Genomic DNA, 25,882 nt, shown 5'->3' with positions numbered 1-25,882 from the left:
CCGGGGTTGCGACGGGGCGCGCGGGCGGGGATCCGCGCAGGTCAGGCGCCGTCCGCTGGCTCTGTGGCGGGTAGCGCTTCGAGGGCTTCCAGGGTCTCGGCGAGCCACTGCACCCAGAAGGTCTCCAGTCCGATGCCGGCCCGCAGCACCGCGTGCTGGAGCCGGTTCTCGGCGTCCGCCCGCTCGGCCGGGAAGTCGCGCCGCTCGATCTCCCGGTAGTCGTCCAACTGCTCGCGGTGCAGGGCGAGATGGCGTTCCAGCTCGGCCGTCAGCCCGTCCGTGCCGACCACCGCGGCCGCTCGCAGCCGCAGCAGCAGGGGCTCCCGGACGGCGCGCGGCTCGGCGCCCTCGGCGGTCCAGCGGGCGAGTTCGGCGCGGCCCTCGGGCAGGACCTCGTACTCCTTCCGCTGCCCGCGCACCGGTCCTTCCGGCTGGAGGTTCCGGATGTGCCCGGAGGCCTCCAGCCGGCCCAGTTCGCGGTAGATCTGCTGGTGGGTGGCGGGCCAGAAGAAGCCGATCGACTTGTCGAACCGCCTGGTCAGCTCCAGCCCCGAGGACGGCTTCTCCAGCAGGGCGGTGAGGATGGCGTGCGGCAGCGACATGCCGTCGATCGTACGGGGCCCGTCGCGGGCGGCGGGCTCGGCTCAGCCCCCGGCCGCGGGCTCGGCTCAGCCCCGGGCGGGCGCGGAGGCGTACCGGGCGAGCAGCGCGCCCAGCCCGTCGGGGTCGGCGGTGCCGCGCTTGGGCAGGATGGTGAGGCAGGCGTTGTTCTTGTCGGCGCTCAGCAGCACGAACAGCCCAGGGGTCTCCACGTAGTACGGGGCCGCCTGCCAGGTCAGGGTGCTGGTGGAGTGGCGGTTGGCGATGGTCACGCCGGCGGCTTCGACGGTGACCTCGTACTCGCCCTTGTCGGCGGCCAGCCGGTGGAACTGGCTCGCCTGGAGCCGGGGCAGCACGAGGATCAGGCCCACGGCGGCGATCAGCAGGGCCACCAGCGCGGAGTCGATCCCCTCCCCGATGGCGATCTTGAGCGCGCCGACGGCCACGGTGCCCACCGCGATCAGGTTCAGGAACAGCCGGTTGCGCCGGCCCGCGCGAGTCGTCCGGGCCCGGGCCGCCAGGGCCTCCCGGAAGTCCTCCACCGTCGGCGTGTACGCGAGCTCGATCCGCTCGTCCACCGCCGGCCCGTGCCCCGTCCCGACCTGCTCGTCCATCGACCTGCTCCCCCTCGATCCGCTCCGTGACCTGCGCATTCGACCTGCGCTTCGGCCTGCGGATCCTAGCAACACCCGGCGGGCGGGCCGCGAGTGGTTTCCGGCCGGCGTCCCGCGGCTCGCACCGCGGGACGCCGGCCCGGGGGCGGGGCCTCAGAGCGAGGCGGCCAGCTCGGTGCCCTGCTTGATGGCGCGCTTGGCGTCCAGTTCGGCGGCCACGTCCGCGCCGCCGATCAGGTGCACCGACAGGCCGCGCTCGCGCAGCGCCTCGTACAGGTCGCGGCGCGGCTCCTGGCCGGTGCAGAGCACGACGGTGTCCACGGGCAGGAGTTGGCGCTCGCCGTCCACGGTGAGGTGCAGCCCGGCGTCGTCGATCAGCTCGTAGGTGACACCGGGGACCATCACCACGCCGCGGTGCTTGAGTTCGGTGCGGTGGATCCAGCCGGTGGTCTTGCCGAGGCCGGCGCCGACCTTGGTGGTCTTGCGCTGGAGCAGGTGGACGCTGCGCGGGGGCTTCGGCCGCTCCGGGGCGCGCAGGCCGCCGCGCTCGCGGTACTCCGGGTCGATGCCCCACTTGGCCTGGAACGCGGGCGGGTTGAGGCTCGCCGCGTCGCCCGGGTCGGTGAGGAACTCGGCCACGTCGAAGCCGATGCCGCCCGCGCCGAGGATGGCGACCCGCTCGCCGACCGGCGCGCCGTCGCGCAGCACGTCGAGGTAGCCGAGCACGCTGGGGTGGTCGATTCCCGGGACGTCGGCGGGAGTTCGCGGGGTGACGCCGGTGGCGAGCACGATCTCGTCGTGGCCGTTCCCGGCCAGCTGCTCGGCGGTGACGGTCGCGCCGAGCCGCAGCGTGACGGCCAACTCGGCCAGCCGGGTGCGGAAGTAGCGCAGCGTCTCGTCGAACTCCTCCTTGCCGGGGATGCGCCGGGCGATGTTCAGCTGCCCTCCGATCGTCTCGGCGGCGTCGTACAGCGTGACGTCGTGGCCGCGTTCGGCGGCGGAGACGGCGAACGCGAGTCCGGCCGGGCCCGCCCCGACGACGCCGATCCGCTTGCGCGACCGCGTGGGCCCGAGGACGAGTTCGGTCTCGTGGCAGGCGCGCGGGTTGACCAGGCAGGAGGTGATCTGGAGGCTGAAGGTGTGGTCGAGGCAGGCCTGGTTGCAGCCGATGCAGGTGTTGATGGCCTCGGCGCGGTCCGCCCTGGCCTTGGCGACGAAGTCGGCGTCGGCGAGCAGCGGGCGGGCCATCGAGACCAGGTCGGCACTGCCCTCGGCGAGCAACTTCTCGGCGATTTCGGGGGTGTTGATGCGGTTGGTGGTGACCAGCGGGATGCCGACCTTCCCCATCACCTCCTTCGTCACCCAGGCGAAGGCGCCGCGCGGCACCGAGGTGGCGATGGTGGGGATGCGGGCCTCGTGCCAGCCGATGCCGCTGTTGATGATGGTCGCCCCGGCGGCCTCGACGGCCTGGGCGAGCCGCACGACCTCCTCCAGGGTGGAGCCGCCGGGGACCAGGTCGAGCATGGAGAGCCGGTAGACGATGATGAAGTCCTCGCCGACCCGTTCGCGGACCCGGCGGACGATCTCCACCGGGAAGCGCATCCGCTGCTCGTACGCCCCGCCCCACTCGTCCTCGCGGTGGTTGGTGGCGGCGACGACGAACTCGTTGATCAGGTAGCCCTCGGAGCCCATGATCTCGACGCCGTCGTACCCGGCGCGGCGGGCCAGTTCGGCACAGCGGGCGAAGTCCTCGATGGTCTGCTCGACCTGCTCGGCGGTGAGCTCGTTGGGCGTGAAGGGGCTGATCGGGGCCTGGATCGCGCTGGGGGCGACGAGGTCGCGATGGTAGGCGTAGCGGCCGAAGTGCAGGATCTGCAGGGCGATCTTCCCGCCGGCGGCGTGCACCGCGTCGGTGACCGTCCGGTGCTTGTCGGCCTCCTCCTCGGTGGTCAGCATCGCGCCGCCCTCCCAGGGGCGCCCGGCCTCGTTGGGGGCGATGCCGCCGGTGACGATCAGGCCGACGCCGCCGCGGGCCCGCTCGGCGTAGAAGGCGGCCATCCGCTCGTAGCCGCCGGGGGCCTCCTCCAGGCCGACGTGCATCGAGCCCATGATCACGCGGTTGGGCAGGGTGGTGAAGCCGAGGTCGAGCGGGCTGAGCAGGTGCGGGTAGCGGCTGCTGCCGGGGTGGGCGCTCATCGACGTCTCCTGGGGCGCGGGCGGGGGTCGTTGGTTACCGCAGAGTAGGGGACGGGCGGCGGGATATGCAACTAGTTGCATAAAGCCCGGGAACCCGCTTCGATGCGCCCTTCGGATGGCGCAGAACACGGCACCCGGAGCGGACGGGCGGCGTATCGTCGTGTCCCGGACAGGGTGGGGAACGTCGCGAGCTCGGGAGAGGGGCGACTGTGCGGGGTGGCTCGGTGGCCGTGGTCGGGGGCAGCATCGCCGGGAGCGCCTTCGCCGGCGCCGCCGCCCGGCTCGGCGCGGAACGGGTGGTGGTGCTGGAACGCAGCCCCGGCCGCCTGGAGGACCGCGGCGTGGGGCTGTGCACCCACAACGACCGCTTCGACGAACTGGTCCGGGCCGGGCACCTCGACGCCGACACCCGCCGCCACCGGCTCACCGTCCGCCGCTGGGTCACCCGCGGCGCGGCCGGCGAGGGCGACGGACCGGACGGCTGCGGGCGCCTGCTCTGGGCCCAGCCCTTCCCGTTCCACTCCCACCACTGGGGCGTGCTCTGGCAGGCGCTGCGCGAACGGACGCCCGAGCAGGTCGAGTTCCGGCTGGGCGCCACCGTGACGGCCGTCGGCAACGGCCGGGACGGCGCCTGGGCCGAAGCGGGTCGCGGCCGCGAGGAGTACGACCTGGTGATCGGCGCCGACGGCTACCGCTCGGTGGTCCGCGCCGCCGTCTGCCCCCAGGCCGGGCCCGAGTACGCCGGGTACGTGTGCTGGCGCGGCAGCTACGACTCCGCCCTGCTGGCCGAACTTCCCGGCGGCGCGGCGCCCTGGCCCGAGGAACAGTGCGTCACCGCCTGCTACCCCGGCGGCCAGGTGGTGATCTACCGCATCCCCGGGGTCGAGCCCGGCCGCACCCGGGTGAACTGGGTCTTCTACGCCCCCACCCCCGCCTGGCTACGGCTCGACGGCCCGACCAGCATCCCGGCGGGCACCCTCGGCGACGGACAGCTGGACGAACTGCGGCAGCTCGCCGAGCGACACCTGCCGCCGTACTGGGCCGGCCTGGTCACCCTGACCCCGCGCGAACGGACCTTCCTGCAGCCGATCTACGACCTGGCGGCCCCGCACCGCACGGCCGGCCGGCTGCTGATCGGCGGGGACGCGGCCACCGTGGTGCGCCCGCACAACACCAGCGGCGTGGTGAAGGCGATGCAGGACGCCCACGCCTTCGAGCTGGCCGGACGGGAGCACGGCTCCTGGCCGGCCCTGCTGGCCGCCTACGACCGCGAACGCACGGCGTCCGGGCGGGAGTTGGTCGATCTGGGCCGCACCCTCGGCCGGGCCCAGGTCACCGCGGCGCCGGACTGGTCGGGGATGGACGAGCCGGCCATGACCGCCTGGTGGCAGCAACAGTTCACCGGCGGCGGGGGTTTCGGCGGCCACGTACTCGGCCGGACGGGCTGAGCACTCGCCGCGACCGTCGAAACCCCGTCAGATCACCGCGGACGATCAGACGTTGACGCCGTAGTCGGTCGCGATGCCGCGCAGGCCGGAGGCGTAGCCCTGGCCGATGGCGCGGAACTTCCACTCGTTGCCGTTGCGGTACAGCTCGCCGAAGACCATCGCGGTCTCGGTGGAGGCGTCCTCGGTCAGGTCGTAGCGCGCGATCTCGAGGCCGTTGGCCTGGTTGACGATCCGGATGAACGCGTTGCGCACCTGGCCGAAGTTCTGCAGCCGGGCGTCGGCGTCGTAGATCGACACCGGGAAGACCACCTTGGCCACGTCGGCCGGGACGCGGTCCAGGTCGACCTTGATCTGCTCGTCGTCCCCGTCCCCGCCGCCGGTCAGGTTGTCGCCGCTGTGCTCGACCGAACCCTCGGGGCTGCGGAGGTTGTTGAAGAAGACGAAGTGCTGGTCCGAGACCACCTTGCCCAGCGCGTTGCACAGCAGCGCACTGGCGTCCAGGTCGTAGTCGGCCCCGGTGGTGGTGCGCACGTCCCAGCCGAGACCGACGATCACGGCGCTCAGACCGGGCGCCTCCTTGCTCAGCGAGACGTTGCCGCCCTTGGCCAGCGAAACTCCCACAATGCCCTCCTCTGATCTCTCCCTGTGGACGAATCTACAACACTGTAGAGATCACGAGAATCCGTCTGCGGGTGGGCCCGCCCCGGGAATTTCTCCGGGTCGCGCACGGGAACCGCTCACTACTCACTACTCACTGCTCACGCTCACTGCACGGCGTCGATCTCGATCCGCAGCGCGCCGTCCTCGGCCAGCGACCTGCGGCCCCAGCCCAGCAGCAGGCTCAGCACCTCGCGCTCGGCGGCCGGAAGCCGGATCAGGTCCACCCGCTCGACCTCCCGGACCAGCCCGGCCATCGACGGCCGCCCGATCCGGCTGCGGAAGTCGAGGTCCGGCTCGTGCCGGGCGAGGGTGGGCAGCGCCCGCGCACCCAGACGGCGCAGGACGGCCCGCAGCGCGCCCCCGTCCACCCACGCCTCCAGCCGCCCGGACCCCGGCGCCGGGCCGGCCTTCCGCCCCGTCCTCACCTTGACCGGCACCCGGTACAGCCCGAGGACGTACTCGTGCTCCGCCACCTCGTCGTCCGGCCCGTACGGCCGCAGGCCACCCGCTGTGCTCCGCATGCCGAGCACCCTAACGACCCGCCGCCCCGGGCCTGTCCTCCAACCCCCGTTGCCCGCCCGGAGGGCGGGCGCCCCGCAGACGCGAGTTCGAAGACAGGCCTTAAACTGTCAGTGGATTTCCCCTCGTCGGATCTTCCCCGCCCCCTCGTTCCCCCTCGTCGCGGCCCGGTCGCCGGAGGTCCCGATGCGCCAGCGGTACAGCTTCCACCTCGACCAGGGCGGGCACTCGGTGACCGTCAACATCCGCTCCGGCCGGATCACCGAGACCGAGGTGCTGGTCGACGGCAAGGAGTGCGCCTTCCACCGCGTCCACGGGCACGGCACCTACCCGCTGACCCTCGCCACCCAGGTCGCCGAGGAGCCGCCGAAGCCGCTCGCGGTGCGGCTGGAGCGCACCGGCCGCGCCGAGCACCCGCTCTCCTGCGTGCTGGAGCTGTCCGGCGCCGAACACCCGATGCCCGAGCGCACGGCCCGCTGACCCCGACGGCCCGCCGACCCCGCTTCAGCACGTCCGGCTCACCTGGCTCGCCGTCCGCCGCTACCGGCCCGGGACGCTCGCGGACGAGCGGGCCCGGACGCGCTGGGTCGAGCCGGACCTCGCGCCCCTCCCCCGGGCCGCTCAGCCCTCCTGACCCGCCCCGCGGCACTCTCCGAGGATCTCCTCGACGGTCTTGCGGGCCCGCTCGGCGTCCTCCGCGACCAGCCCGATCCTGGTGCGGCGGTCGAGCACGTCGGCCATGTCCAGCGCGCCCTCGTGGCTGACGGCGTAGGCGATCTCGGCGCGGGTCACGTCCAGGCCCTCCGCGACCGGCGTCAACTCCCCCGCCGCCAACACCTCGTGGGCCGCACCACCGTGGCGGGCGATGAGCGAGGCGGGCACCGAACCGGCGCCCCCATCCCCGGTGGGCAGCGGGCGGCTGTCCCGGTGGCCGGGGGCGCCGATCAGCGGCAGCCGGGCCGTCCAGCAGGCCCGGGCCGACAGGCCGCGCAGCCGGACGGCGGCGTCCACCGCGTCCTCGGCCATCTTGCGGTAGGTGGTGAGCTTGCCGCCGACCACGGTGACCACCCCGTCCGGGTTCTCCAGCACGGCGTGCTCGCGGGAGATGTCGGCGGTGCTGCCGTCCCCGGTGTCGATCAGCGGGCGCAGCCCGGCGTAGGCCCCGCGCACGTCCGCCCTGGTCAGAGCGGTCTCGAGGGCGGCGTTGACGGTGTCGAGGAGGAAGGAGAGCTCGGCCTCGGTGGGCTGGGGCTCGTCCGGGATCGGGCCCGGGGCGTCCTCGTCGGTCAGGCCGATCGCGACCCGGCCGAGCTGCTGCGGCAGGGCGAAGACGAACCGGCTGGTGGAGCCGGGCACCGGCACGGTGAGGGCGGCGGTCGGGTTGCCGAGCGCCTGCGCGTCCACCAGCAGGTGGGTGCCCCGGCTGGGCCGGAGCCTGATCGAGGCGTCCACCTCGCCCGCCCAGACGCCGGTGGCGTTGACCACCGCGCCGGCCCGGACGGCCAGTTCCTGCCCGGTGAGGGTGTCGACCAGCCGGGCCGAGGTGCCGGTGACCTGCTCGGCGCGCACCCTGGTCAGCACGCTCGCCCCGTACTGCGCGGCGGTCCTGGCCAGGGCGACCACCAGCCGGGCGTCGTCCACGAGTTGGCCGTCGTGCGCCACCAGCGCGCCGCGCAGCCCGTCCGTCCGTACGCCCGGCACCAGCCTGCGGGTCCGGTCGGCGTCGATCCGGCGCACCCGCGGCAGCAGCGCGCCCGGGGTGCCGGCCGTCAGGCGCAGCGCGTCCCCGGCATGGAAGCCGGTGCGGATCAGCGTGGCCTGGCCGGGGCGCAGCAGGTCGGGGAGCAGCGGCACCAGTTGGGGCAGCGCCCGGATCAGGTGCGGGGCGGTGCGGGTCATCAGCACGCCGCGCTCGACGGCGCTCTCCCGGGCCACCTTGATCCGCCCGGAGGCGAGGTAGCGCAGGCCGCCGTGCACCAGCTTGGAGCTCCAGCGGCTCGTGCCGAAGGCCAGGTCGCGGGCCTCGACCAGCACCGTGCGCAGGCCGCGTGAGGCCGCGTCCAGGGCCACGCCGGCACCGGTGACGCCGCCGCCGATGACCAGGAGGTCGATCCGGGGGCCGTCACCGAGCGCTTCGAGCTCCAGCGTGCGGCGTGCGGCGTCGAGTCGGGAGGTCCCGGCGTACGGGCCTGCGGTGGGGGTCATGGAGCGAGGTATCCGTTCAGTGCTCTGGCCAGTTCGCGCCGCCAGGCCGCCTCGGGCAGCAGGGAGGCGACCATGCGGTGCGACTGGACGGTGGACTGGGCGATCAGCAGGACCATGGCGGCCAGTTCGAGCGGCTCGCCGGCCCGGATCGAGCCGTGCTCCTGGCCCTGCTCGATGCCGGTGCGCAGCGCCTCCAGCAGGCCGCGCTGGCTGGCGCCGAGCCGCTCGACGACGTACTGGAGGAGCAGGTCGGAGTCGTCGGAGTGCAGCAGTGCGCCGAGCACCGGGTGGTCGCGCAGCCGGACGGCGATCTCCACGACCCGGCCGACGAGGGTCTCCCGGTCGTGGACGTCCAGCCCGGCGCCCTCCAGGGTGGTCATGATCTCCCTGGTGAGCAGTGCGCCGATCACCGCCCGGACGTCGGGCCAGCGGCGGTAGACGGTCGGGCGGCTGACCCCGGCGCGGCGGGCGATCTCGGCCAGCTGGGTGCGGCGCACGCCGAGGTGGACGATCAGGTCGGCGGCGGCGTCCAGGATCGCGTCGTCGGTGCTGCGCTCCCCGGCGGCCGGGGGCTGAGGCTCGGCGTTACTACTTGACATGATGTGTGAAACTGTAACGCATGGCACCTGAAACGCAAGCGGGACCGGCCGGCGCCGCACTTCCGCTCCCCCCGATGAAGTGGGACGCCTGGGGCGACCCGGCCCTGGCCAAGGAGCTGTCCGCCGACATCAAGGGACTGCTCGCCGCGGCCCTCGGCGTGACCGGCGATGCCACCCCCGGGCCGAGCGCCGACGAGGTCGTGCTGCGCCCGTCCCGGCTCTCCGCCGAAGCCCTCGCCGCCCTGGCCGCCGCCGTCGGCGAGGCCAACGTCAGCGCCGCCGACGCCGACCGGCTGCCGCGCGCCGGCGGCAAGTCCACGCCGGACCTGCTGCGCCGCCGCAGCCGCGAGGCGCAGGACGCGCCCGACGCGGTCGTGCTGCCCGGCGACGAGCAGGAGGTCGCCGCCGTCCTCGCGGTGTGCGCCGAACTCCGCATCGCCGTCGTCCCGTTCGGCGGCGGCACCAGCGTGGTCGGCGGCCTCGACCCCGAGCGCGGCGGCCTCGACGCCGTCGTCTCGCTCGACCTGCGCCGCTTCGACCAGTTGCTCGAACTGGACGAGACCTCCGGCGAGGCCGTCCTCGGCGCGGGCCTCACCGGCCCGGCCGCGGAGGCGCTGCTCGCCGAACGCGGCTGGGAGCTCGGCCACTACCCCCAGAGCTTCCGCTACGCCACCATCGGCGGCTTCGCGGCCACCCGCTCCTCCGGCCAGGACTCCGCCGGGTACGGGCGCTTCGACGAGATGGTGCGCGGCCTGCGCGTCGTCACCCCCGCCGGCGTGCTCGACCTCGGCCGCGCCCCCGCCTCCGCCGCCGGCCCCGACCTGCGCCAGCTCTTCCTCGGCTCCGAGGGCACCCTCGGCGTGATCACCGCCGTCCGGCTGCGGGTTCACCCGCTGCCCGCCGTCAAGGCGTACGAGGCGTGGAGCTTCCCCGACTTCGCCACCGGGACGGCCGCGCTGCGCGCCGTCGAGCAGCAGGACACCGGCCCGACCGTGATCCGGCTCTCCGACGAGGCCGAGACCATGATCAACCTGGCGATGACCGAGCAGATCGGCGGCGCCCCGACGGTCAGCGGCTGCCTGGCCGTCACCGTCTTCGAGGGCAGCGCCGCCCAGGTCGCCGCCCGGCAGCAGCTCACCCACGACGCCCTGCTCGCCGCCGGCGGCACCTCGCTCGGCGAGGCCCCCGCCCGGGCCTGGGAGCACGGCCGGTTCAACGCCCCCTACCTGCGCGACTCCCTGCTCAGCGCGGGCGCGCTCTGCGAGACCCTGGAGACCGCGACGAGCTGGAGCCGGCTGCCGGCCCTGCGCACCGCCGTCACCGAGGCGCTCACCGGGGCCCTGCCCGGCGCCCTCGTGCTCTGCCACATCTCGCACGTCTACCCGACCGGCGCCTCGCTCTACTTCACCGTCGTCTCCGCCCTCGGCGAGGAGCCGCTGACCCGCTGGGGCGTCGCCAAGCGCGCCGCCGGGGACGCCATCATCGGCGCGGGCGGCACCATCAGCCACCACCACGCCGTCGGCGCCGACCACCGGCCGTGGATGACCGAGGAGGTCGGCGACCTCGGCGTGCGCATCCTGCGCGCCGTCAAGGCCGAACTCGACCCGGCGGGCATCCTCAACCCGGGCAAGTTGATCCCGTGAACGAGGTGAGAACCGTCCGCAGGGTCGCCGTTCTCACCAACCCGGCGGCGGGCGTCGGCCATGCCGAGCCCGCCGCCCACCGGGCCACCGCCCGGCTGCGGGCCCTCGGCATCGAGGTCGAACCGCACGCCGGGCGCTCCCCCGAGGACGCCGTCCGCCTCGCCCGCGAGGCGGCGGCCGAGGGGGTGGACGCCGTGGCCGTGGTCGGCGGCGACGGCATGATCAACCTCGCCCTCCAGGCCCTGGCCGGCACCCCCGTGCCACTCGGCGTGATACCCGCCGGCACCGGCAACGACCACGCCCGTGAGTACGGGCTGCCGCTCGGCGCCCCCGAAGCCGCCGCCGACGTCATCGCCGCCGGGCGCACCCGCGGCATCGACCTCGGCCGGGTCACCGGCCCGGACGGCGCCGTCCGCTGGTACGGCTCCGTCCTCGCCACCGGCTTCGACTCGCTGGTCAGCGACCGCGCCAACCGGCTGCGCTGGCCGCGCGGCCGGATGCGCTACAACCTCGCCATCGCCGTCGAGTTCGCCAACCTGCGCCCGCTGCCGTTCCGGATCACCCTCACCGACGGCACCGTCATCGAACGCGACCTGACCCTGGCCGCCGTCGGCAACACCCGCAGCTACGGCGGCGGCATGCTGATCTGCCCCGCCGCCCTGCCCGACGACGGCCTGCTCGACGTCACCCTCGTCGACGCCATGCCGCGGCTGCGCATCGCCCGCTTCTTCCCGACGCTCTTCAAGGGCACCCACATCAGCCACCCGGAGGTCACCACGCTGCGCACCGAGTCCCTGCGGATCGAGTCCCCCGGCATCACCGCCTACGCCGACGGGGAGTTCATCACCCGGCTCCCGGTGGACGTCGCGGTGGCGAAGGACGCCCTGCGGGTGCTGGTGCCGTGAGCCGGTGGCCGGCGCCGCCCGACGGCGGCCGGGCCGGCGAACGGCGGAGGTCCGCGCGCTCCGGTGAGCGCGTGGACCCCGGTACCGCCAGTAGGTCGGGTTCTTCTGGTCGGTGAACACCTGGCCGGCGATGGACAGGACGCCGCGGGAGTCCAGCACGGCGATGATCTTCTTCACGTCGCCCTGGTGGGTCGAAACCGGGTGCTCCGACGGCGGACGGTCGGGTAGCCTGCGGGCATGTCGAGCCCTGAGGCATCCAGGGTGGGGGCTTTCGGTCACGCGCCGTCAGCCCCCTGAAACCCGGAACCCCCGAACCGAACCACCGAGTTCCGGTCCGGGCGAGCGCCACGTCTGCGCCGTCCGGGGGCTGAGCGTGCGGTGACGAGACGTCCGTTCCTCGTTCCCACCGCCCTCCTCGGAGCCTCTCCATGCCTCTTCCGCTCTACCTGCTCGCCCTGGCCGTGTTCGCCATGGGCACCTCGGAGTTCATGCTCGCCGGGCTGCTGCCCGACCTCGCCGCCGACCTCGGCGTCCCCGTCGGCGCCGCCGGCGGGCTGACCTCGGCCTTCGCGGTCGGGATGGCGGTCGGCGCGCCCCTGATGGCCGTGCTCGTCCGCAACCGGTCGGGTCGCGGCAGCCTGCTCGGGTTCGTCCTGGCCTTCGCGGCGGCACACGCCGTCGGGGCGCTCACCGCGAGCTTCCCGGTGCTGTTCGCCACCCGGGTGGTGGCCGCGCTCGCCAACGCCGGGTTCCTGGCGGTGGCCCTGACCACCGTCGCCGCGCTGGTCCCGACGGACCGCAAGGGGCGGGCGATCGCCGTGCTGCTGTCGGGAACGACGGTGGCGACGGTGGCCGGCGTCCCCGGCGGGGCGGTGCTGGGCGCGGTGTTCGGGTGGCGGGCCGCGTTCTGGGCCGTCGCGCTGCTCTGCCTGCCGGCCGCCGCCGGGATCGCCAAGTACCTTCCGTCTCCGGCCACTTCGTCCGACGGGAGCGCGACAACAGAACTGCGCTCGGAGGTTGCCGAGTTGCGCCGCCCCCCGCTGCTCCGCGCGATGCTGCTCGCCGCCCTGGTCAACGCGGCCACCTTCGGCGGCTTCACCTTCCTCGCCCCCGTGGTGACCGGCCGCGCCGGGCTGGGCGAGCTGTGGGTGCCGGTCGCGCTGGTGCTGTTCGGAGCGGGGTCGTTCGCCGGGGTCAGCGTCGCCGGACGGCTCGCGGACCGGCGCCCCGGCCTGGTCCTCGCGGTCGGAGGCCCGCTGCTGCTGGTGGGCTGGCCGGCGCTCGCCGTCGTCTCGGACGCGCCGGGCGCGCTGCTGCCGCTGGTGTTCCTGCTGGGCGCGCTGTCCTTCGCGGTCGGCGGCACGCTGATCACGCGGGTGCTGTACGAGGCGGCCGGCGCCCCCACCCTGGCGGGCGCCTACGCCGCCGCCGCGCTCAACCTCGGGGCCACCGCCGGTCCGCTGCTCGCCGCCGCGACCCTCGGCACCGCGGCCGGCGGCCTCGGGCCGTACTACGCCGCCGGCCTGCTGGTCGCCACGGCGCTGCTGGTCGCGACGGTACGGCCGCCGGTCGGCTGAGGAGCCGCAGTCCGGCGGCGCCGGAACGCGAGTGCCGCAGGGCCCGGCGCACGCCCTGCGGCACTCCGGCGGCCGGGGCGGCCCTCCCGTCAGCGCACCGTGAAGTCCGCCATCATCGCCATGTCCTCGTGCTCCATTTTCGTCTGCCACCCACTCGGGCCGTCGCCCTCACCCGAACGAGGGGTGCGCCCGAGTCGTCCTCGAGCGCACCCCTCTCACCGCGTCCCGCTTCCGCTCCGCCGCTACTGGCGTGCCGTGCCCAGCGTCGCCGGCCGGGTCCGCAGCAGCGCCCGGACCGGCACCCCGGTCGCCGCGAGGCAGAGCAGCACGGCTCCGGCGGCCAGCGGCAGGGCGAGCATCGGCGGCACGTACGGGGCGGAGTTGGCGACGCCCCGGGCGACCGGCACCAGGGTGATCCCGGCGATCGCCGCGCCGACCGCCAGCCCGGTCGAGGCGACCAGCAGCGCCTCCCAGCGCATCATGCCGCGCACCTGGCGCCGGGTGGTGCCGGCCAGTCGCAGCAGCGCGACCTCACGGCGCCGGTCCAGCACCGTCATCACCAGGGTGTTGGCGGCGCTGACGGCGGCGAACCCGCCGAGTACGGCGGCCATCACGGTGTTGGCCCAGCCGCTGAGCTCCAGGTCCTTGTCGGCCTGGGCGACGAAACCGGCCCGGTCGGTCACGGCGACGCCGGTCAGGGCGCCCAGTCCGGCGGTCACCGCCGCGGGGTCGGCGCCCGGCGCGTCGGCGACCAGCACCTGGCTGTCGTACCCGGTGGTGACGTGCGTGGCCACGGCGGCCCGGGGCAGCAGCGCCTGGCCGACGCCGAGCCCGCGGTCGTACACCGCGACCACGGCGGGCCGCACGGCGGTGCCGTCGCCGAGCCAGAGCTTCACCCGGTCGCCGACCCGGGCGCCGAACGCGTCGGCCATGGTGGCGCTCAGCGCGATGGTGTCGGGGGCGCGGCCGAGGTCGGCGAGCGTGCCGCTGCGCACGCCCAGGTCGAGCACCTTCGGCAGCCGGGCCGGGTCGCCGTCGACGCCGAGCACGGGGGCGGAGCCCGGCTGGCCGCCGTTCTCGAAGACGACTCCGGTGCGCAGCACGCCGACGGCGGTGTCCACGCCGGGCACCCGGGCGGCCCGCTCGGCCGTCCCGGCGGGCAGGCCGGGGCCGGTGGAGGCGATCACGTGGTCGGCGGTGACACCGGCCCGGACGTTCTCGCCGGTGGTGTGGCGCACGGTGCTCTGGAGGACCAGCAGGGTGCCGCAGAAGGCGGTGACCAGCACGATCGGGGTGATCGCGGAGGCCAGCCTGCGGGCGTTGGCGCGGGTGTTGTCGGCGGCCAGCGAGCCGGGCGCGCCGCCGGCCCGCAGCGGGGCGCCGAGCACCACGGCGGCGGCGCGGGCCAGCCAGGGGCCGAGCAGGGCGACGGCCAGCATGAAGCACATCACCACGCCGAGCGCGGTCTGGGCGGCCTTGGTGCCGTCCAGGGAGGTGGCGACGGCGGCGGCCGCGGCGCCACCGGCGACGAAGACCAGCCCGAGGACGGTGCGCACCCGGCCCGGGCGGGGCGGCTCGACGGCGGCCTCGCCGAGCGCCTGGGCGGCCCGCATCCGGGACGGCCGGCGGGCGGCCAGGAAGCCGGCGGTCAGCGCGGCGAGGGTGCAGACCAGGACGGCGGCGAGCACCGGCAGCGGGCCGACGTCCAGGCGGACGTCCGCGGGGACGGCGCCGCGCTCGACCAGCTGGCCGAACCACCAGCGGGCGAGGGCGAGTCCGGGCAGGACGCCGAGGGCCGCGGCGAGCGGTGCGACCAGCATCGCCTCGGCGGCGATGGTGCGGCGGATCTGGCGCGGGGTGGCGCCGATGGCGCGCAGCAGGGCGAACTCGCGGGCGCGCTGGCCGGTGGCGAGGGCGACGGTGCTCATCACCACGAAGACCGCGGTCATGGTGGCGTAGCCGCCGAAGGTGCCGCCGAGCGCGATCAGCATGGTGCGGGCGTCACCGAGGGCGGGGTGCTCGACGGCGCTCCGGTCGTGCCCGGTGAAGGTCCTGGCGTCGCCGCCGACGGCCTGGCGGACCTGCGCGGCGAGCGCGGCGGTGGTGACGCCCTCGCGGGGCTGTACGGCGACGGCGTCGATCCGGCCGGGGTGGCCGGAGAGGCGGTCGGCGGTGGCGTCGGCGAACCAGGCGGTGGGGCCGGCCTGCTGGGCGGCGGCCAGGCCGGAGACCCGGTAGTCCGCGGTGCCGCCGGGCGCGGTGAGCGTGAGGCTCGCGCCGGGCACGAGATGGGCGGCGTGCGCCGTGTCGGCGTCCAACACCACCTCGTTCGCGCCGGGGGCGCGGCCCTCGACCAGCTTGTCGCCCGGCCCGGCGATGCCGAGCGCGGCGAAGCCCCGGCCGGTCAGGGCCGGCGCCCGGTCGGTGGCGGGCAGCGGGAAGGCGGTGTCCGGGCGGGCGGCCGCGACCCCGGGCAGGGCGGCCAGCCGGGCGACCAGTGCGGCGTCCGTCCGGGCCCGCTCCGGGACGGCCTGCTCCTCGGTCTCGGTGTCCTCGCCGATCTTCCGCTGGAACTTCACGGTCTGCTCGGCCGCGACCACCACCGGGGCGGCCGCGTACCGGGTCGGCGCGAGGCTCGCGGTCAGGCCGGTCTGCAACAGCACTCCGCAGGCGACCACCACGGCGGCGCCCAGCAGCAGGGCGACCAGGGTGCCCGCGAAGGACGCGGGCCGGAAGCGCACCGAGGCGCGCGCGAGTCCGTTCGTCATGCCGCCGCTCCCACCGGGCGGGCGGTCAGCGCGACCATCCGGTCCGCGACGGCCTGCGGGGTCGGGTGCGACAGGTCGTCGACGATCGCGCCGCCGGCCAGGAACAGCGCCCGGTCGGCGAAGGAGGCCGCCACCGGGTCGTGGGTCACCATCACCACCGTCGCGCCGAGCGAGTCCACGGCCTGCCGCAGCAGGGACAGCACCTCGTGCGCGGTCCGGGTGTCCAGCGCGCCGGTCGGCTCGTCGGCGAACACCACGTCCGGGCGGGTGATCAGCGCGCGGGCGATCGCCACCCGCTGCTGCTGGCCGCCGGAGAGCTGGCCGGGCCGCCGCCCGGCGTGCTCGCCGAGGCCCACCCGCGCCAGCAGCTCCCGCGCCCGGGCACGGTCCTGGCGCTCCCCGGCGAGGCGCTGCGGGAGCAGCACGTTCTGCTCGACGGTCAGCGAGGGCAGCAGGTTGAAGGACTGGAAGACGAAGCCGATCCGGCTGCGGCGCAGCTTGGTCAGCCGGTCCTCGCCGAGCGCGGTGATGTCCTCGCCGCCCAGCAGGACCTGCCCGGCGTCCGGGCGGTCCAGGCCCGCCGCGCACTGGAGGAAGGTGGACTTGCCGGAGCCGGACGGGCCCATCACCGCGGTGAAGCTGCCGTGGGCGAGCGCCAGGTCGACGCCGCGCAGCGCCTGCACCGTCGCCTCGCCGCGCCCGTAGGTGCGGCGCACCCCGCGCAGCTCGATCGCGGGGGCCGCCTGCGGGGCCGGGGCGTACGGGGCGCCGCCGAACCGGTCCGCGGTGTGGCCGTGGCCGTGGCCGTACCGGTCCGTTCCGAACTCGTCGGTCCTGCGGTGGTCTTGGCGGCGTGCCATGGGTGGGCCTTCCTTCGGTTCTGCGTCGCTCGTCGTCAACGCGCTCAAACCTAGGAAGCGCGGGCTCCGCGGACCATGCAGGCCACCGGCGGACCGGAGGTGGGGTTATCCCCCCACCCGTTCGCCGGGAATCCCCAGGTAGGAGGCTCGCAGCTCGGCGAGCACCGGGTGCGCGGGGTCGAAGGCGGTGCCGTCCACGGCCGCCAGCGGACGCACCCCGACGCCCGCGTTGACCGCGAAGGCGGCGGTGAAGCGGGCCAGCGCGTCGGCGGGCAGCGGCACGCGGGACTGCGGGCCGCGGTACGCGGCGGACAGCAGGGCCTCGGTGACGCCGGGCAGGCTGGGGCCCTGCGGCCAGACCAGCTCGTCCCCGGCCAGGAAGCCGACGTTCCAGGTCGCACCCTCGACCACCAGGCCGCCCTCGTCGACCAGCAACACGTCGTCGAAGCCCGCCAGTTGGGCCTGCCGGCGGTGGTGCACCAGGCCGAACAGGCCGACGTGCTTCACCTCGGGCAGCTCCCGCCGGTAGGGGGTGGTGCGGACCCGCAGCGGGGCGGGGTCGGACGTCGCGGCCGGGCGGGTGGTCACCAGCAGGGCGGGTGCGGCCGGGGCGGCGGGGCGCTCCAGGCCGAGCGCCGGGTCGTACACGGTGACGCGGACGATCACCGGCGCGCCGTCGGCCGGCAGCACCGCACCGATCCGCTCCCGCACGACCGCCCGGTCCAACTCGGCGCCGAACAGCAGCCGGCAGTCCCGGACCAGCCGGTCCAGGTGCAGCGCCAGACCGCGCACCCGGCCCGCCTCGGCGCGCAGGGTGGTGAAGTGCCCGTAGTTGAGCAGCCCCAGCGCGGCCAGCCGCGCCGGGTCGGCGGGGGCGCCGTCGATCTCGATCTCAGCCATCCCCCGAGTCTGCCAGCCGCGAGGAAACCGGCGGGGCCTGCTCCGGCGCCGCCCGCCCGGGCGAGGCCTGCTCCGGCAGCGGGGGCTCCGAGAGGCGGGATTCCGGCAGCGCGGACTCCGGCAGCGGGGACTCCGGCAGCGGCACCGGGCGGTATGGGCTCGCCACCGGCCGTCCCGCCGCCCGGGCCAACCGTTCGAACTCCTCGATCCGGTACGCCAGGCCCTCCGGCTCCCCGGCGTCCGACCAGCGCCACGCCTCCGCCCACCACTGCGGGCCGCGCACCAGCGGCCGGCCGGCCAGCGCCAGGTACAGGGCGAGCGTGGAGCGGGCGTACTCGTGCACCCAGGCGTCGCAGCCCCGGTAGTCCGCCGTCTCGTCCAGCCGCAGCCAGCGGCCCTCCTGCCCGGCGGCCAGTATCGGCACCCAGCCGCGCAGCCGGTCCTCGACCAGCAGGAGCAGCCGGCCGTCCTGCTCCCGCACGCGGTGCGCGGGGAGTTGGGGCATCCGGGCGAAGGACAGCGAGCGCTTCCAGCCCACCACCCACAGGCCCCGGCGCAGGTAGTAGCGGACCGCCGGCTGCCAGGCCCAGTGCGCCTCCAGCCGGAACCCGGGCAGGCCCTCGGCGGTGGCCGCCGCGTACACCTCGTCCAGCGCGGCGGCGGCCAGGCCGCGGCCGCGCGCCTCCGGCGTCACGTAGAGGGAGGAGACGGCGAGCTGGCTCGGGCCCTTCGTCCAGTTGTCCACCGCGACGGTGCCGACGACCGTGCCGCCGTCGTCCTGGATCCAGTAGCGCCGCCGGTACAGCTCGCCGCCGGGCCACTCCCGCCCGCTCTCCCCCAGCCGCTCCCGCCACCCGCGCTCCGCCTGCGGCGCCAGCCCGTCCGGGTCCACCAGCTCGCCCAGCCCGCCCTCCACCAGGGACGCCAAGTCCCAGAGCGCGAACCGCCGTTCCTCCCCCGGCCCGGCCGCCCGCAGCCGCGGCCCCGCCGCCAGCCGGTCCTGCGCCCGCTCCACCGCCGCATCCCACGACCTCAGCACACGGCGAGGATAGCGGCCCCGCCGGGACGATCAGTAATCCGCCTGCCACCGAACGTCAGTGCGGGCCGGGGGCGTTCGGCCCCCGGGCCGGACGGACCGGCTCGCCGCCCGCGGCAGCGGGACGGTGCCGCGGACACGTGCGGCGCCCGGGCGGAGGTAGGGGAAACCCGACCACGGGACTCGACTTGACCGTGCTGACCCCGCCGGCCTGCGGCGATGCAATGAAGGGGTGACGAAACGGGCGTGGTGGTGGTGCGGTGGGTGGCTGGCCGCGGCGGGGTGGGCGGGGGCGTTCCCGCTGGTGTCCGGGCTCGGGCCGCACCGGAGTTGGGGGGCCTGGGCGGCCGGCGGGTACCTGCTCGCGGCGCTCGTCGTGGCGACGGCACGGCGGCGCGGGCCCGAGCTGTCGGTGGCGGTCGCGGCCGTCGGGGCGGTGCTGGTGCCGCTGCTCGTGCTACTGCCGACCGGGCAGGGGCAGAGCGAGGTCGGGGTGATCGAGCGCTCCGGGTCACTGCTGCTGCACACCGGCACGCCGTACCGGGCCGACCCGCAGGCCGTCGAGGAGTACGACCCGTACCTCCCGGGGATGGCCCTGCTGGGCCTGCCCCGGGCGCTGCTGGGCGGTTCGCCGCTGGGTGACGCCCGGCTCTGGTGCGCGGCCGTCTTCCTGGTCTGCGTGCTGCGGACGGTGCCCGCCGGGCGCCGGCTCGGCGCCGCCGCGCTCACCGCCTCGCCGGTGGTCGCGCTGCCGCTCTGCGTCAGCGGGGTCGACCTGCCGCTCATCGGCCTGTGCCGGCTCGCCCTGGTCCGCGCCGCCGAACGGCGGCCGGTGGCGGCCGGGTCGGCGCTGGCCGCCGCCTGTTCGCTGAAGTGGACGGCCTGGCCGGCGCTCGCCGTGGTGGCGGCCCTGTTGGCGGCCGCCGCCGGGCGGCGCGCGGCGCTGCGCGGGACGGCCGTCGCGGTGGGGGCGGCGGCGGTGGCGGTGCTGCCGGTGGCGCTGCGCGCGCCCGGGCCGCTGGTGGAGCAGGTGTTCGCCTTCCCCACCGGTCGCGGCCGGCTGGCGACCCCGGCCGCCAGCCCGCTGCCCGGGCGGCTGCTCGCCGATCTCGGCCCGGTGGGCTGGTACGCCGCCGTCGGCCTGCTGCTGCTCGCCGGGCTCGCCGTCGGGGCCTCGCTGGTCACCCGCCCGCCCCGCACCGCGGCCGCCGCGGCGCACCGGCTGGCCCTGGGGCTGTCGGCAGCCTTCCTGCTGGCGCCCGCCGGGCGGTTCGGCTACCTCGCGCTGCCGCTCGTCCTCGTCCTGCTCTCCTCCTCGTCCTCCGTTCCGAAAGGCCTGCCATGGGCACCACCCTCGTCGTCACCAACGACTTCCCGCCGCGCCAGGGCGGCATCGAGACCTTCGTCCGGGCCATGGCCGACCGCGTCCCCGGTCACGACGTCGTGGTCTACACCTCGGCCGAACCGGGCGCCGGGCGCCACGACGCCGCTCTCCCCTACCCGGTGATCCGCGACCGCGCCCGCGTGCTGCTGCCGACCCCGCGGGCCACCCGCCGAGCCGCGGAGATCGCCCGCGCCCACGGCTGCGACCGGGTCTGGTTCGGCGCCGCGGCCCCGCTCGCCGCGATGGCGCCCGCCCTGCGGCGGCAGGCCCCGGGCATCCGCCGCACCGTCGCCACCACCCACGGCCACGAGATCTGGTGGGCCCGCACCCCGGGCGCCCGCGGCCTGCTGCGCCGGATCGGCCGCGGTACGGACGTGGTGACCTACCTCGGCGCCTACACCCGGGCCCGGATCGCGCCCGCGCTCGGGCCGGACGCCCGGCTGGCGCGCCTGGTGCCGGGGGTCGACCCGTCGGTGTTCCGGCCCACCGGCGCCGGGAGCCCGGCGACCGCACCGGTGGTCCTCTGCGTGGCGCGACTGGTCCCGCGCAAGGGCCAGGACGTGCTGATCCGGGCGCTGCCCGCGGTCCGCCGGGCCGTGCCCGGGACCACCCTGGTGCTGGTCGGCCGGGGCCCGGACGAGGGCCGGCTGCGGGGCCTCGCCCGCCGGCTCACCGAGCCTGGCAGCGTGGTGTTCACCGGTGGCCTCGACCACGCCGCGACCGCCGTCCACTACGCCGAGGCGGACGTCTTCGCGATGCCGTGCCGCACCCGCCGGCTGGGCCTGGAGGCCGAGGGCCTGGGCATCGTCTTCCTGGAGGCGGCGGCCGCCGGCCTCCCGGTGGTGGCCGGCCGCTCCGGCGGCGCCCCGGACACCGTCCTGGACGGTGTCACCGGCGCGGTGGTCGACGGCCGGGCCCCCGCCGAGGTGGCCGCCGCCCTGACCCGGATCCTGCTGGCCCCGCCCGCCGAGCGCGCCCGGATGGGAGCGGCGGGACGGCGCTGGGCCGAGGAGCACTGGACCTGGGAGGCCTCGGCCCGGCGGCTCACCGACCTGCTCGACCCCACCGTGCCCCTGCCGGAAGCGGCCGCTCAGGACACCCCGGCCGCTGCGGGCGGCGCCCCGGCCACTCCGGACGCCCCGGCCACTGAGGGCGGCGCTCCGGCCGCGCACGTCACTCCGGTTGCCCCCGCAGGTGCCTGACCAGGCGGGCGATCGCCGGGGCCCCGCCGTTGGCGTGGACCGCCGTCACCCAGTTCCGCGCCTGACCGGCCAGGTCGTCCCGGCTCGGGCAGGAGAAGCTGAACAGCCAGACGTGGGCGGACAGGTCACGCTCCGGCAGTGCCCGCCACTCCTCGCCGCCGGCCTGCGTCAGCATGTCCTGGCAGGCCGTCAGCGCCTGGTCGCCGTCCCCGGCCCACTCCTGGCGCAGCCACAGCAGGAAGTTCGCCTGGGCCGTCGTGGTGTCGTCCTTGGTCGCCTCGCCCTTGAGCAGTCGGTTGACGAGCGCGCTCTGGGGTTCCCGTGTCCTTGCCATGACGCCATCGTTCCGGCACCGCGACCGCCCTGACAAGGGGGTGATCCGTCATCCGGCGGGCCGGCCGCTCACTCCCCGCGCAGGTGGGCCAGCACCGCGAGCACCCGCCGGTTGCCCTCCGTCGGGTCCAGGTCCAGCTTCATGAAGATGTTCCCGCAGTGCTTCACCACCGAGGCCTCGGTGATGCTCAACCGGCCCGCCACGGCCTGGTTGTTGAGGCCTTCGGCGATCAGCGCGAGCACCTCGCGCTCGCGCGGGGTGAGACGGGCGAGCGGGCGGTCGGCGGACTGGCCGCGCAGCAGCACCCGGACCACCTCGGGGTCGATCACCGTCTCCCCGCCGGCGACCCGCCGCAGCGCATCCAGGAACTCCGCGACGTCGCCGACCCGGTCCTTCAACAGGTAGCCCAGACCGGCCGGTTGGGCACCGGCGGCGGCGAGCAGCCGGGTCGCGTACGGGGTGGCCACGTACTGGGAGAGGACCAGGACGGGCAGGCCCGGGTGGCGCTCGCGCAGGGCGAGGGCGGCGCGCAGGCCCTCGTCGGTGTGGTCGGGGGGCATCCGGACGTCGGTGAGCACGATGTCGGGACGGTCGGCGTCGACGGCCGCCGCCAGCGCCCGGGCGTCGCCGACGGCGGCGGTCACCACGTGGCCGCCGAGGGCGAGGAGTTCGACCAGTCCGGCGCGCAGCAGCACCGCGTCCTCGGCGATCACGACCCGGAGCACGGCACCTCCAACCGCAGCGTCGTCGGGCCGCCCGTCGGGCTCGTCACCATCAGCCGTCCTCTCAGCAGTGCCACCCTGTCGGCGAGTCCCGCCAGCCCGGCCCCGGCGGCCGGGTCGGCCCCGCCGCGGCCGTCGTCGGTCACCTGGACGACCAGCCGGCCGCGCGAGACCCGCCCGTGGACGGTGATCGCGGTGGCACCGCTGTGCTTGGCGGCGTTGGTGAGCGCCTCGGTGACGGTGAAGTAGGCGGTGGTCTCCACGGGGGCGGGCAGCCGCTCCGGGAGCTCGATGTCGGTGGCCACCGGGATCGGGTGGCGCTGGGCGACCTCGTCCACGGCGGCGGCGAGCCCGTGGTCGGTGAGCACCTGCGGGTGGATGCCGCGCACCAGCCCGCGCAGCTGCTCCAGCGCCTGCCGGGCCTCGCCGCGCGCCCGGGTGACGAGTTCCGCCGCCCGGCCGTCCCGCTCGCGCAGCTCGTACTCGGCGAGCCCCAGGGTCATGCTCAGCGCGACCAGCTGCTGCTGCGCTCCGTCGTGCAGGTCGCGCTCGATCCGGCGCCGCTCGGCCTCGAAGGCGTCGGCCAACCGGGCACGGGAGCGGGTGAGTTCGAGGACCTGGCGGCCGAGGTCGTCCTCCCGGGGCCCGAGCAGGAAGCGGGCCAGGGCGACCTCGGCGGCGGTCAGCAGCGCACCGGCGTAGGCGCAGAGCAGCAGGCCGGCCAGCCCGGCGGCGGCGAACGGCAGGGCGGCGAGCGGCCCGTGGACGGTGTGCCCGGGGATCAGCATCACCGTCTCCGGCGCGAGCGCCCAGACCACCAGCGGGGAGAGCACGTACAGGCCGGAGAGCACCAGGAGGACGGTGAAGCCGAGCGCGGCGGCGGCCAGCACCGTCGAGGCGAGTACCGCGTGGGCGAGTTCGCGCCAGGTGGCCCGCTCGCGCAGCCGGGTGCGGATGCGTGCGCGGCGGCCCGCCCCGGGCAGGCTTCGGTGCGGGTCGGGCAGCGGGACCGGCTCGACCAGCCGCAGCCGCCACCGGGCCGCGGTGGCGGCCGGGATGCCTGCGAGCGCCAGGACAAGCAGCACCGGCAGCCCGATGCCGACCACCGACAGGCCCACGCCGAGCACCAGCAGCACCGCGAGGACCACCAGCTGCACCGGGCCGAGCAGGGCGCTGCCCAGCAGGTACGCCCAGCAGCGCGGCACCCGGCGGGTGAAGGGGAAGCGCAGCGGGTGCGCCCACAGCGCCTCACGGACGGACGCCGGCCGCCGCTCCCCCTCGCTGCTCCCCTCGTTCACCCGGTCAACCCTAACGGAACGTCGGACGGCCCTTCGGGGCTCCGCCCGGGGCCGCCACCTGGGACTCCGCCGGAGCCTCCGCCCGGGCTGCCCCCTGGGCCTCCGCCGGAGCCTCCGCCCGGGCCCGGCGCGGCCTGGTCAGCGCGACGGCCACGATCACCAGCGCGCCGCCGGCCAGGGCGTTCCAGCCCACCGGCTCGTGCAGAACGGCCGCGCCGAGCGCCGTCGACCAGAGCGGCATCGCGTACGTGACGGCGGAGGCCACGGTCGTCCCCGCACTGCGCACCAGCGCGATGTTGAGCAGGTACGCCACGCCGGTGCCGAGCACGCCGAGCACCAGCAGGGCGAGCGCGGCGCCGGCCCCGGGCCAGTGCGGGACACCCGCGGCGAGCGGCGCGACCAGGGCCAGCTCGACGGCGGCACAGGTGATCTGGAGCACGGACAGGGCGGCCACCGACTCCGAGCGGCCGGACAGGAAGCGACGCAGGTAGACGTAGCCGGCGCCGTAGCAGCAGGTGGCGGCCAGGCAGGCCAGCGCGCCGGTCGTCGCGCCGGCACCGAGGCCGTGCCAGACTCCGAGCAGGGTGAGCACGCCGAGGAAGCCGAGCCCGAGTCCGGCCAGCCGCCGGGCGCCCGGACGGCGCTCCTCGGGGACGGTCAGCACCGCGAACAGCAGGGTGAACAGCGGGGTGGTCGCGTTCACCACCCCGGCGAGCAGCGAGCTGACCCTGGTCTCGCCGAACGGGAAGAGGGTGAACGGCACGGCGTTGAGCAGCACCGCGACCACCGCCGAGTGGCCCCACAGCGCCCGGTCGCGCGGGACCCGCTCGCCGCGTACCGCGAAGATCACCCACAGCGCGGCCGCGCCCAGCAGGCAGCGCCACAGAGCCACCCAGATCGGCGGCACCCCCGCGTCGACCGCCACCTTGATCAGGGCGAAGCTCGCGCCCCAGATCGCCGACAGGGCCACGAAGCCCGGCAGCCAGCGCCGCATCCCCACCACCTCCATGTCCGACTCCCGTGTCCGAGTCCGTGCCATCAGCTGGACAGAGACTGGCCCGGCGCCACACCATGAGTCCAACAAGTGGCATTGCACCGGCGATGAGGAAGTCTCATGACCTCGGACGTCAACCTGGCCCAGCTCAGGGCCCTGGTCGCGGTCGCCGACACCGGTGGCTTCGGCGCGGCCGCCGACGAGTTGGGCATCAGCCAGTCCGCGGTCTCGCACGCCGTCGCCGCCCTGGAACGGGCCCTCGGCGCGCCCGTGCTGTGGCGCGGCAGCCCGTGCCGCGCCACCCCACTGGGCGAACAGGTCCTGCCGCACGCCCGGACGGCCGTCGCCTCGGCCGCCGCCGTCCGCGCGATCGCCGCCCGGCACTCCGGCGGCCTGACCGGCACCATACGGCTGGCGGCGCCGACCACCGTCTGCCAGGCACTGCTGCCCGGGCTGCTGAAGGACTGGCGGGCGGCCCACCCGCAGCTGGCCGTCCGGGTCTTCGAGGGCGAGGACGACGAGCTGCCGGCCTGGCTGGAGGCGGGCATGGTGGACGCCGCCGTACTGATGGACGTCGGCCGTCTGCCGCCCGGGGCGGTCGCGCTCGGCGCCGACTCCATGCACGTGCTGCTGCGCCGCGACCACCCGCTGGCCGGCGAACCGACCGTCCACGTGGCCGAGTTGGAGGACGACGACTTCCTGCTCTCGGAGGGCGGCTGCGAGCGCCACGTCCGCGAGGCCTACCGACGGGCCGGGGTCCGCTTCACTCCGCGGCACCGCATCCGCGACCTGAACACCCTGATCGGCATGGTGCACGCGGGCCTCGGGGTGTCGGTGATGCCCGCGCTGGCGATGACCATGCTCCCGGCCGACTGCGTGCTGATCCCGATCCGCCCCGCCGTCCACCGGACGCTGACGCTCACCGGGCCGAGCGGCCGCCCGTGGTCCCCGGCGGTCAGTGGTCTGCTGGCGGGCGTGGGCGCGGACCTCGTCGGCAGGACCTGAGCGGGCCCGCCGCCAGGGCCTGACCGAGCCCCGCCGCCAGGGCCTGAGCTGCCGCAACGGCTCCCCCATCGGTCGGGTGGATTCACCGGCCGCTGACGGGGCGTCCGGCGAGGGGGGCGAGCGGTGGGGTGGAGGGGCGGTGGGGTGGCGGAGCGGTGGGGTGGAATGCGCTGATCCACGCCGTTTCGGCGCCCCGGCCGTCGCCGTCGCCGCTGGACGGTGAACGAGGTGCCGGGCACCGGCGGCCAGTGGGGCGTCTGGGCCGCCGCGGGCCCTGCTGACGGAACGACCGCCGGTGGGGGGGGGGGGGGGGGGGCCCCCCCCCCCCCCCCTGGGGGGGGGGGGGCGGCACGGTGGACCCTTCCTCCGCGCCCTCCTGGTAGTTTCTGTATTTCCCCAAAAGGGCGCGCCCC

23 protein-coding genes and 1 pseudogene are annotated in these 25,882 nt (G+C 75.9%); 8 read left to right on the top strand and 16 right to left on the bottom strand.

The genetic code is table 11. The features are described from left to right. Window positions 1-41: 41 nt before the first annotated feature. The 3 genes from ACZ5OX_RS18405 to ACZ5OX_RS18395 form a co-directional block, all read right to left on the bottom strand. The gene (locus ACZ5OX_RS18405; protein WP_465631015.1) at window positions 42-602 is read right to left on the bottom strand and encodes a PadR family transcriptional regulator; all 561 of its coding nucleotides are present in this window, start codon (window positions 600-602) and stop codon (window positions 42-44) included. 66 nt (window positions 603-668) lie between these two features. Beyond that, window positions 669-1,214, bottom strand: a complete 546-nt coding sequence (locus tag ACZ5OX_RS18400; RefSeq protein WP_465631013.1) for a hypothetical protein — start codon at window positions 1,212-1,214, stop codon at window positions 669-671. Window positions 1,215-1,367: 153 nt separating this feature from the next. Next, window positions 1,368-3,410 (bottom strand): oxidoreductase, encoded by a 2,043-nt coding sequence (locus ACZ5OX_RS18395; RefSeq protein WP_465631011.1) that lies wholly within the window; start codon window positions 3,408-3,410, stop codon window positions 1,368-1,370. A 224-nt stretch (window positions 3,411-3,634) separates the two neighbouring features. Here ACZ5OX_RS18395 and ACZ5OX_RS18390 point away from each other — a divergent pair, with 224 nt between their 5' ends. Next, a complete protein-coding gene (locus ACZ5OX_RS18390) occupies window positions 3,635-4,858 on the top strand; it encodes an FAD binding domain-containing protein (RefSeq protein WP_465631009.1) in 1,224 nt (407 codons plus the stop codon). A 45-nt stretch (window positions 4,859-4,903) separates the two neighbouring features. Here ACZ5OX_RS18390 and ACZ5OX_RS18385 read toward each other — a convergent pair whose 3' ends face one another. Continuing rightward, entirely contained in the window at window positions 4,904-5,479 is a 576-nt protein-coding gene (locus tag ACZ5OX_RS18385) for a TerD family protein (protein WP_049650185.1), read from the bottom strand. Window positions 5,480-5,622: 143 nt separating this feature from the next. Continuing rightward, window positions 5,623-6,039 carry a hypothetical protein gene (locus ACZ5OX_RS18380; protein WP_465631007.1) on the bottom strand — a complete coding sequence of 139 codons (417 nt, stop codon included), beginning with the start codon at window positions 6,037-6,039 and terminating at the stop codon, window positions 5,623-5,625. A 184-nt stretch (window positions 6,040-6,223) separates the two neighbouring features. Here ACZ5OX_RS18380 and ACZ5OX_RS18375 point away from each other — a divergent pair, with 184 nt between their 5' ends. Further along, window positions 6,224-6,517 carry a hypothetical protein gene (locus ACZ5OX_RS18375; protein ID WP_449788631.1) on the top strand — a complete coding sequence of 98 codons (294 nt, stop codon included), beginning with the start codon at window positions 6,224-6,226 and terminating at the stop codon, window positions 6,515-6,517. 141 nt (window positions 6,518-6,658) lie between these two features. Here the strand turns inward: ACZ5OX_RS18375 and ACZ5OX_RS18370 are convergent, their stop codons facing one another. Together ACZ5OX_RS18370 and ACZ5OX_RS18365 are read right to left on the bottom strand one after the other, a co-directional pair. Then, window positions 6,659-8,242: a glycerol-3-phosphate dehydrogenase/oxidase gene (locus ACZ5OX_RS18370; RefSeq protein ID WP_465631005.1), complete on the bottom strand. Its 1,584-nt coding sequence runs from the start codon at window positions 8,240-8,242 to the stop codon at window positions 6,659-6,661. Beyond that, window positions 8,239-8,841 carry a TetR/AcrR family transcriptional regulator gene (locus ACZ5OX_RS18365; protein WP_465631003.1) on the bottom strand — a complete coding sequence of 201 codons (603 nt, stop codon included), beginning with the start codon at window positions 8,839-8,841 and terminating at the stop codon, window positions 8,239-8,241. The genes ACZ5OX_RS18370 and ACZ5OX_RS18365 overlap by 4 nt, the downstream gene beginning before the upstream one ends. 74 nt (window positions 8,842-8,915) lie before the next feature. Here ACZ5OX_RS18365 and ACZ5OX_RS18360 point away from each other — a divergent pair, with 74 nt between their 5' ends. Both ACZ5OX_RS18360 and ACZ5OX_RS18355 read left to right on the top strand, forming a co-directional pair. Further along, on the top strand, window positions 8,916-10,484 hold the full coding sequence (locus tag ACZ5OX_RS18360; protein ID WP_465631001.1) for an FAD-binding oxidoreductase: 1,569 nt from the start codon (window positions 8,916-8,918) through the stop codon (window positions 10,482-10,484). Continuing rightward, window positions 10,481-11,389, top strand: a complete 909-nt coding sequence (locus ACZ5OX_RS18355) for a diacylglycerol kinase (RefSeq protein WP_465630999.1) — start codon at window positions 10,481-10,483, stop codon at window positions 11,387-11,389. The genes ACZ5OX_RS18360 and ACZ5OX_RS18355 overlap by 4 nt, the downstream gene beginning before the upstream one ends. 105 nt (window positions 11,390-11,494) lie before the next feature. Here the strand turns inward: ACZ5OX_RS18355 and ACZ5OX_RS18350 are convergent. Further along, a pseudogene (locus ACZ5OX_RS18350) lies at window positions 11,495-11,668 on the bottom strand (DUF6342 family protein); the annotation flags it as partial. 149 nt (window positions 11,669-11,817) lie between these two features. On the opposite strand from ACZ5OX_RS18350, the gene ACZ5OX_RS18345 reads away from it, so the two are divergent. Further along, on the top strand, window positions 11,818-12,966 hold the full coding sequence (locus tag ACZ5OX_RS18345; protein WP_465630997.1) for a Cmx/CmrA family chloramphenicol efflux MFS transporter: 1,149 nt from the start codon (window positions 11,818-11,820) through the stop codon (window positions 12,964-12,966). A 242-nt stretch (window positions 12,967-13,208) separates the two neighbouring features. Here the strand turns inward: ACZ5OX_RS18345 and ACZ5OX_RS18340 are convergent, their stop codons facing one another. The 4 genes from ACZ5OX_RS18340 to ACZ5OX_RS18325 form a co-directional block, all read right to left on the bottom strand. Next, window positions 13,209-15,734 carry an FtsX-like permease family protein gene (locus ACZ5OX_RS18340; protein WP_465630996.1) on the bottom strand — a complete coding sequence of 842 codons (2,526 nt, stop codon included), beginning with the start codon at window positions 15,732-15,734 and terminating at the stop codon, window positions 13,209-13,211. Continuing rightward, on the bottom strand, window positions 15,731-16,594 hold the full coding sequence (locus ACZ5OX_RS18335) for an ABC transporter ATP-binding protein (protein ID WP_465630994.1): 864 nt from the start codon (window positions 16,592-16,594) through the stop codon (window positions 15,731-15,733). The genes ACZ5OX_RS18340 and ACZ5OX_RS18335 overlap by 4 nt, the downstream gene beginning before the upstream one ends. Before the next feature lie 105 nt (window positions 16,595-16,699). Beyond that, window positions 16,700-17,494, bottom strand: coding sequence for an aminotransferase class IV (locus tag ACZ5OX_RS18330; RefSeq protein WP_465630992.1), 795 nt, complete (start codon window positions 17,492-17,494; stop codon window positions 16,700-16,702). Next, complete coding sequence (locus ACZ5OX_RS18325; RefSeq protein ID WP_465630990.1) at window positions 17,487-18,533, bottom strand: GNAT family N-acetyltransferase; 1,047 nt, start codon at window positions 18,531-18,533, stop codon at window positions 17,487-17,489. The genes ACZ5OX_RS18330 and ACZ5OX_RS18325 overlap by 8 nt, the downstream gene beginning before the upstream one ends. Window positions 18,534-18,834: 301 nt before the next feature. On the opposite strand from ACZ5OX_RS18325, the gene ACZ5OX_RS18320 reads away from it, so the two are divergent. After that, the gene (locus tag ACZ5OX_RS18320; RefSeq protein ID WP_465630988.1) at window positions 18,835-20,037 is read left to right on the top strand and encodes a hypothetical protein; all 1,203 of its coding nucleotides are present in this window, start codon (window positions 18,835-18,837) and stop codon (window positions 20,035-20,037) included. Then, window positions 19,944-21,116: a glycosyltransferase family 4 protein gene (locus ACZ5OX_RS18315; RefSeq protein ID WP_465631392.1), complete on the top strand. Its 1,173-nt coding sequence runs from the start codon at window positions 19,944-19,946 to the stop codon at window positions 21,114-21,116. Before ACZ5OX_RS18320 ends, ACZ5OX_RS18315 begins: the two co-directional genes overlap by 94 nt. Here ACZ5OX_RS18315 and ACZ5OX_RS18310 read toward each other — a convergent pair. The 4 genes from ACZ5OX_RS18310 to ACZ5OX_RS18295 all read right to left on the bottom strand — a co-directional run bounded on the left by ACZ5OX_RS18310 (window position 21,088) and on the right by ACZ5OX_RS18295 (window position 24,479). Further along, window positions 21,088-21,450 carry a hypothetical protein gene (locus ACZ5OX_RS18310; RefSeq protein WP_392872484.1) on the bottom strand — a complete coding sequence of 121 codons (363 nt, stop codon included), beginning with the start codon at window positions 21,448-21,450 and terminating at the stop codon, window positions 21,088-21,090. The genes ACZ5OX_RS18315 and ACZ5OX_RS18310 overlap by 29 nt on opposite strands. 68 nt (window positions 21,451-21,518) lie before the next feature. Further along, window positions 21,519-22,175 (bottom strand): response regulator, encoded by a 657-nt coding sequence (locus ACZ5OX_RS18305; RefSeq protein WP_465630987.1) that lies wholly within the window; start codon window positions 22,173-22,175, stop codon window positions 21,519-21,521. Further along, the gene (locus tag ACZ5OX_RS18300) at window positions 22,160-23,470 is read right to left on the bottom strand and encodes a sensor histidine kinase (protein ID WP_465630985.1); all 1,311 of its coding nucleotides are present in this window, start codon (window positions 23,468-23,470) and stop codon (window positions 22,160-22,162) included. Before ACZ5OX_RS18300 ends, ACZ5OX_RS18305 begins: the two co-directional genes overlap by 16 nt. A gap of 10 nt (window positions 23,471-23,480) precedes the next feature. Next, entirely contained in the window at window positions 23,481-24,479 is a 999-nt protein-coding gene (locus ACZ5OX_RS18295; protein ID WP_465630984.1) for a DMT family transporter, read from the bottom strand. Window positions 24,480-24,584: 105 nt separating this feature from the next. Between ACZ5OX_RS18295 and ACZ5OX_RS18290 the strand changes: the two genes are divergently transcribed. Then, entirely contained in the window at window positions 24,585-25,469 is an 885-nt protein-coding gene (locus ACZ5OX_RS18290; protein ID WP_465630982.1) for a LysR family transcriptional regulator, read from the top strand. Window positions 25,470-25,882 lie beyond the last annotated feature (413 nt).

It is taken from the genome of Kitasatospora sp. NPDC032121 (assembly GCF_055580145.1).
The sequence above is the reverse complement of the archived record's forward strand: the minus strand, read 5'-3'. Positions and strand labels throughout refer to the sequence as shown.

What these genes read in the sequence shown, in the direction of transcription:
- ACZ5OX_RS18375 (WP_449788631.1), top strand. Translation starts at nt 6,224, where the DNA reads ATGCGCCAGCGGTACAGCTTCCACCTCGACCAGGGCGGGCACTCGGTG.
- ACZ5OX_RS18345 (WP_465630997.1), top strand. Translation starts at nt 11,818, where the DNA reads ATGCCTCTTCCGCTCTACCTGCTCGCCCTGGCCGTGTTCGCCATGGGC.
- ACZ5OX_RS18370 (WP_465631005.1), bottom strand. Translation starts at nt 8,242, where the DNA reads ATGACCCCCACCGCAGGCCCGTACGCCGGGACCTCCCGACTCGACGCC.
- ACZ5OX_RS18335 (WP_465630994.1), bottom strand. Translation starts at nt 16,594, where the DNA reads ATGGCACGCCGCCAAGACCACCGCAGGACCGACGAGTTCGGAACGGAC.
- ACZ5OX_RS18295 (WP_465630984.1), bottom strand. Translation starts at nt 24,479, where the DNA reads ATGGAGGTGGTGGGGATGCGGCGCTGGCTGCCGGGCTTCGTGGCCCTG.
- ACZ5OX_RS18310 (WP_392872484.1), bottom strand. Translation starts at nt 21,450, where the DNA reads ATGGCAAGGACACGGGAACCCCAGAGCGCGCTCGTCAACCGACTGCTC.
- ACZ5OX_RS18395 (WP_465631011.1), bottom strand. Translation starts at nt 3,410, where the DNA reads ATGAGCGCCCACCCCGGCAGCAGCCGCTACCCGCACCTGCTCAGCCCG.
- ACZ5OX_RS18400 (WP_465631013.1), bottom strand. Translation starts at nt 1,214, where the DNA reads ATGGACGAGCAGGTCGGGACGGGGCACGGGCCGGCGGTGGACGAGCGG.
- ACZ5OX_RS18330 (WP_465630992.1), bottom strand. Translation starts at nt 17,494, where the DNA reads ATGGCTGAGATCGAGATCGACGGCGCCCCCGCCGACCCGGCGCGGCTG.
- ACZ5OX_RS18365 (WP_465631003.1), bottom strand. Translation starts at nt 8,841, where the DNA reads ATGTCAAGTAGTAACGCCGAGCCTCAGCCCCCGGCCGCCGGGGAGCGC.
- ACZ5OX_RS18380 (WP_465631007.1), bottom strand. Translation starts at nt 6,039, where the DNA reads ATGCGGAGCACAGCGGGTGGCCTGCGGCCGTACGGGCCGGACGACGAG.
- ACZ5OX_RS18340 (WP_465630996.1), bottom strand. Translation starts at nt 15,734, where the DNA reads ATGACGAACGGACTCGCGCGCGCCTCGGTGCGCTTCCGGCCCGCGTCC.
- ACZ5OX_RS18315 (WP_465631392.1), top strand. Translation starts at nt 19,944, where the DNA reads ATGGCCGACCGCGTCCCCGGTCACGACGTCGTGGTCTACACCTCGGCC.
- ACZ5OX_RS18290 (WP_465630982.1), top strand. Translation starts at nt 24,585, where the DNA reads ATGACCTCGGACGTCAACCTGGCCCAGCTCAGGGCCCTGGTCGCGGTC.
- ACZ5OX_RS18360 (WP_465631001.1), top strand. Translation starts at nt 8,916, where the DNA reads ATGAAGTGGGACGCCTGGGGCGACCCGGCCCTGGCCAAGGAGCTGTCC.
- ACZ5OX_RS18405 (WP_465631015.1), bottom strand. Translation starts at nt 602, where the DNA reads ATGTCGCTGCCGCACGCCATCCTCACCGCCCTGCTGGAGAAGCCGTCC.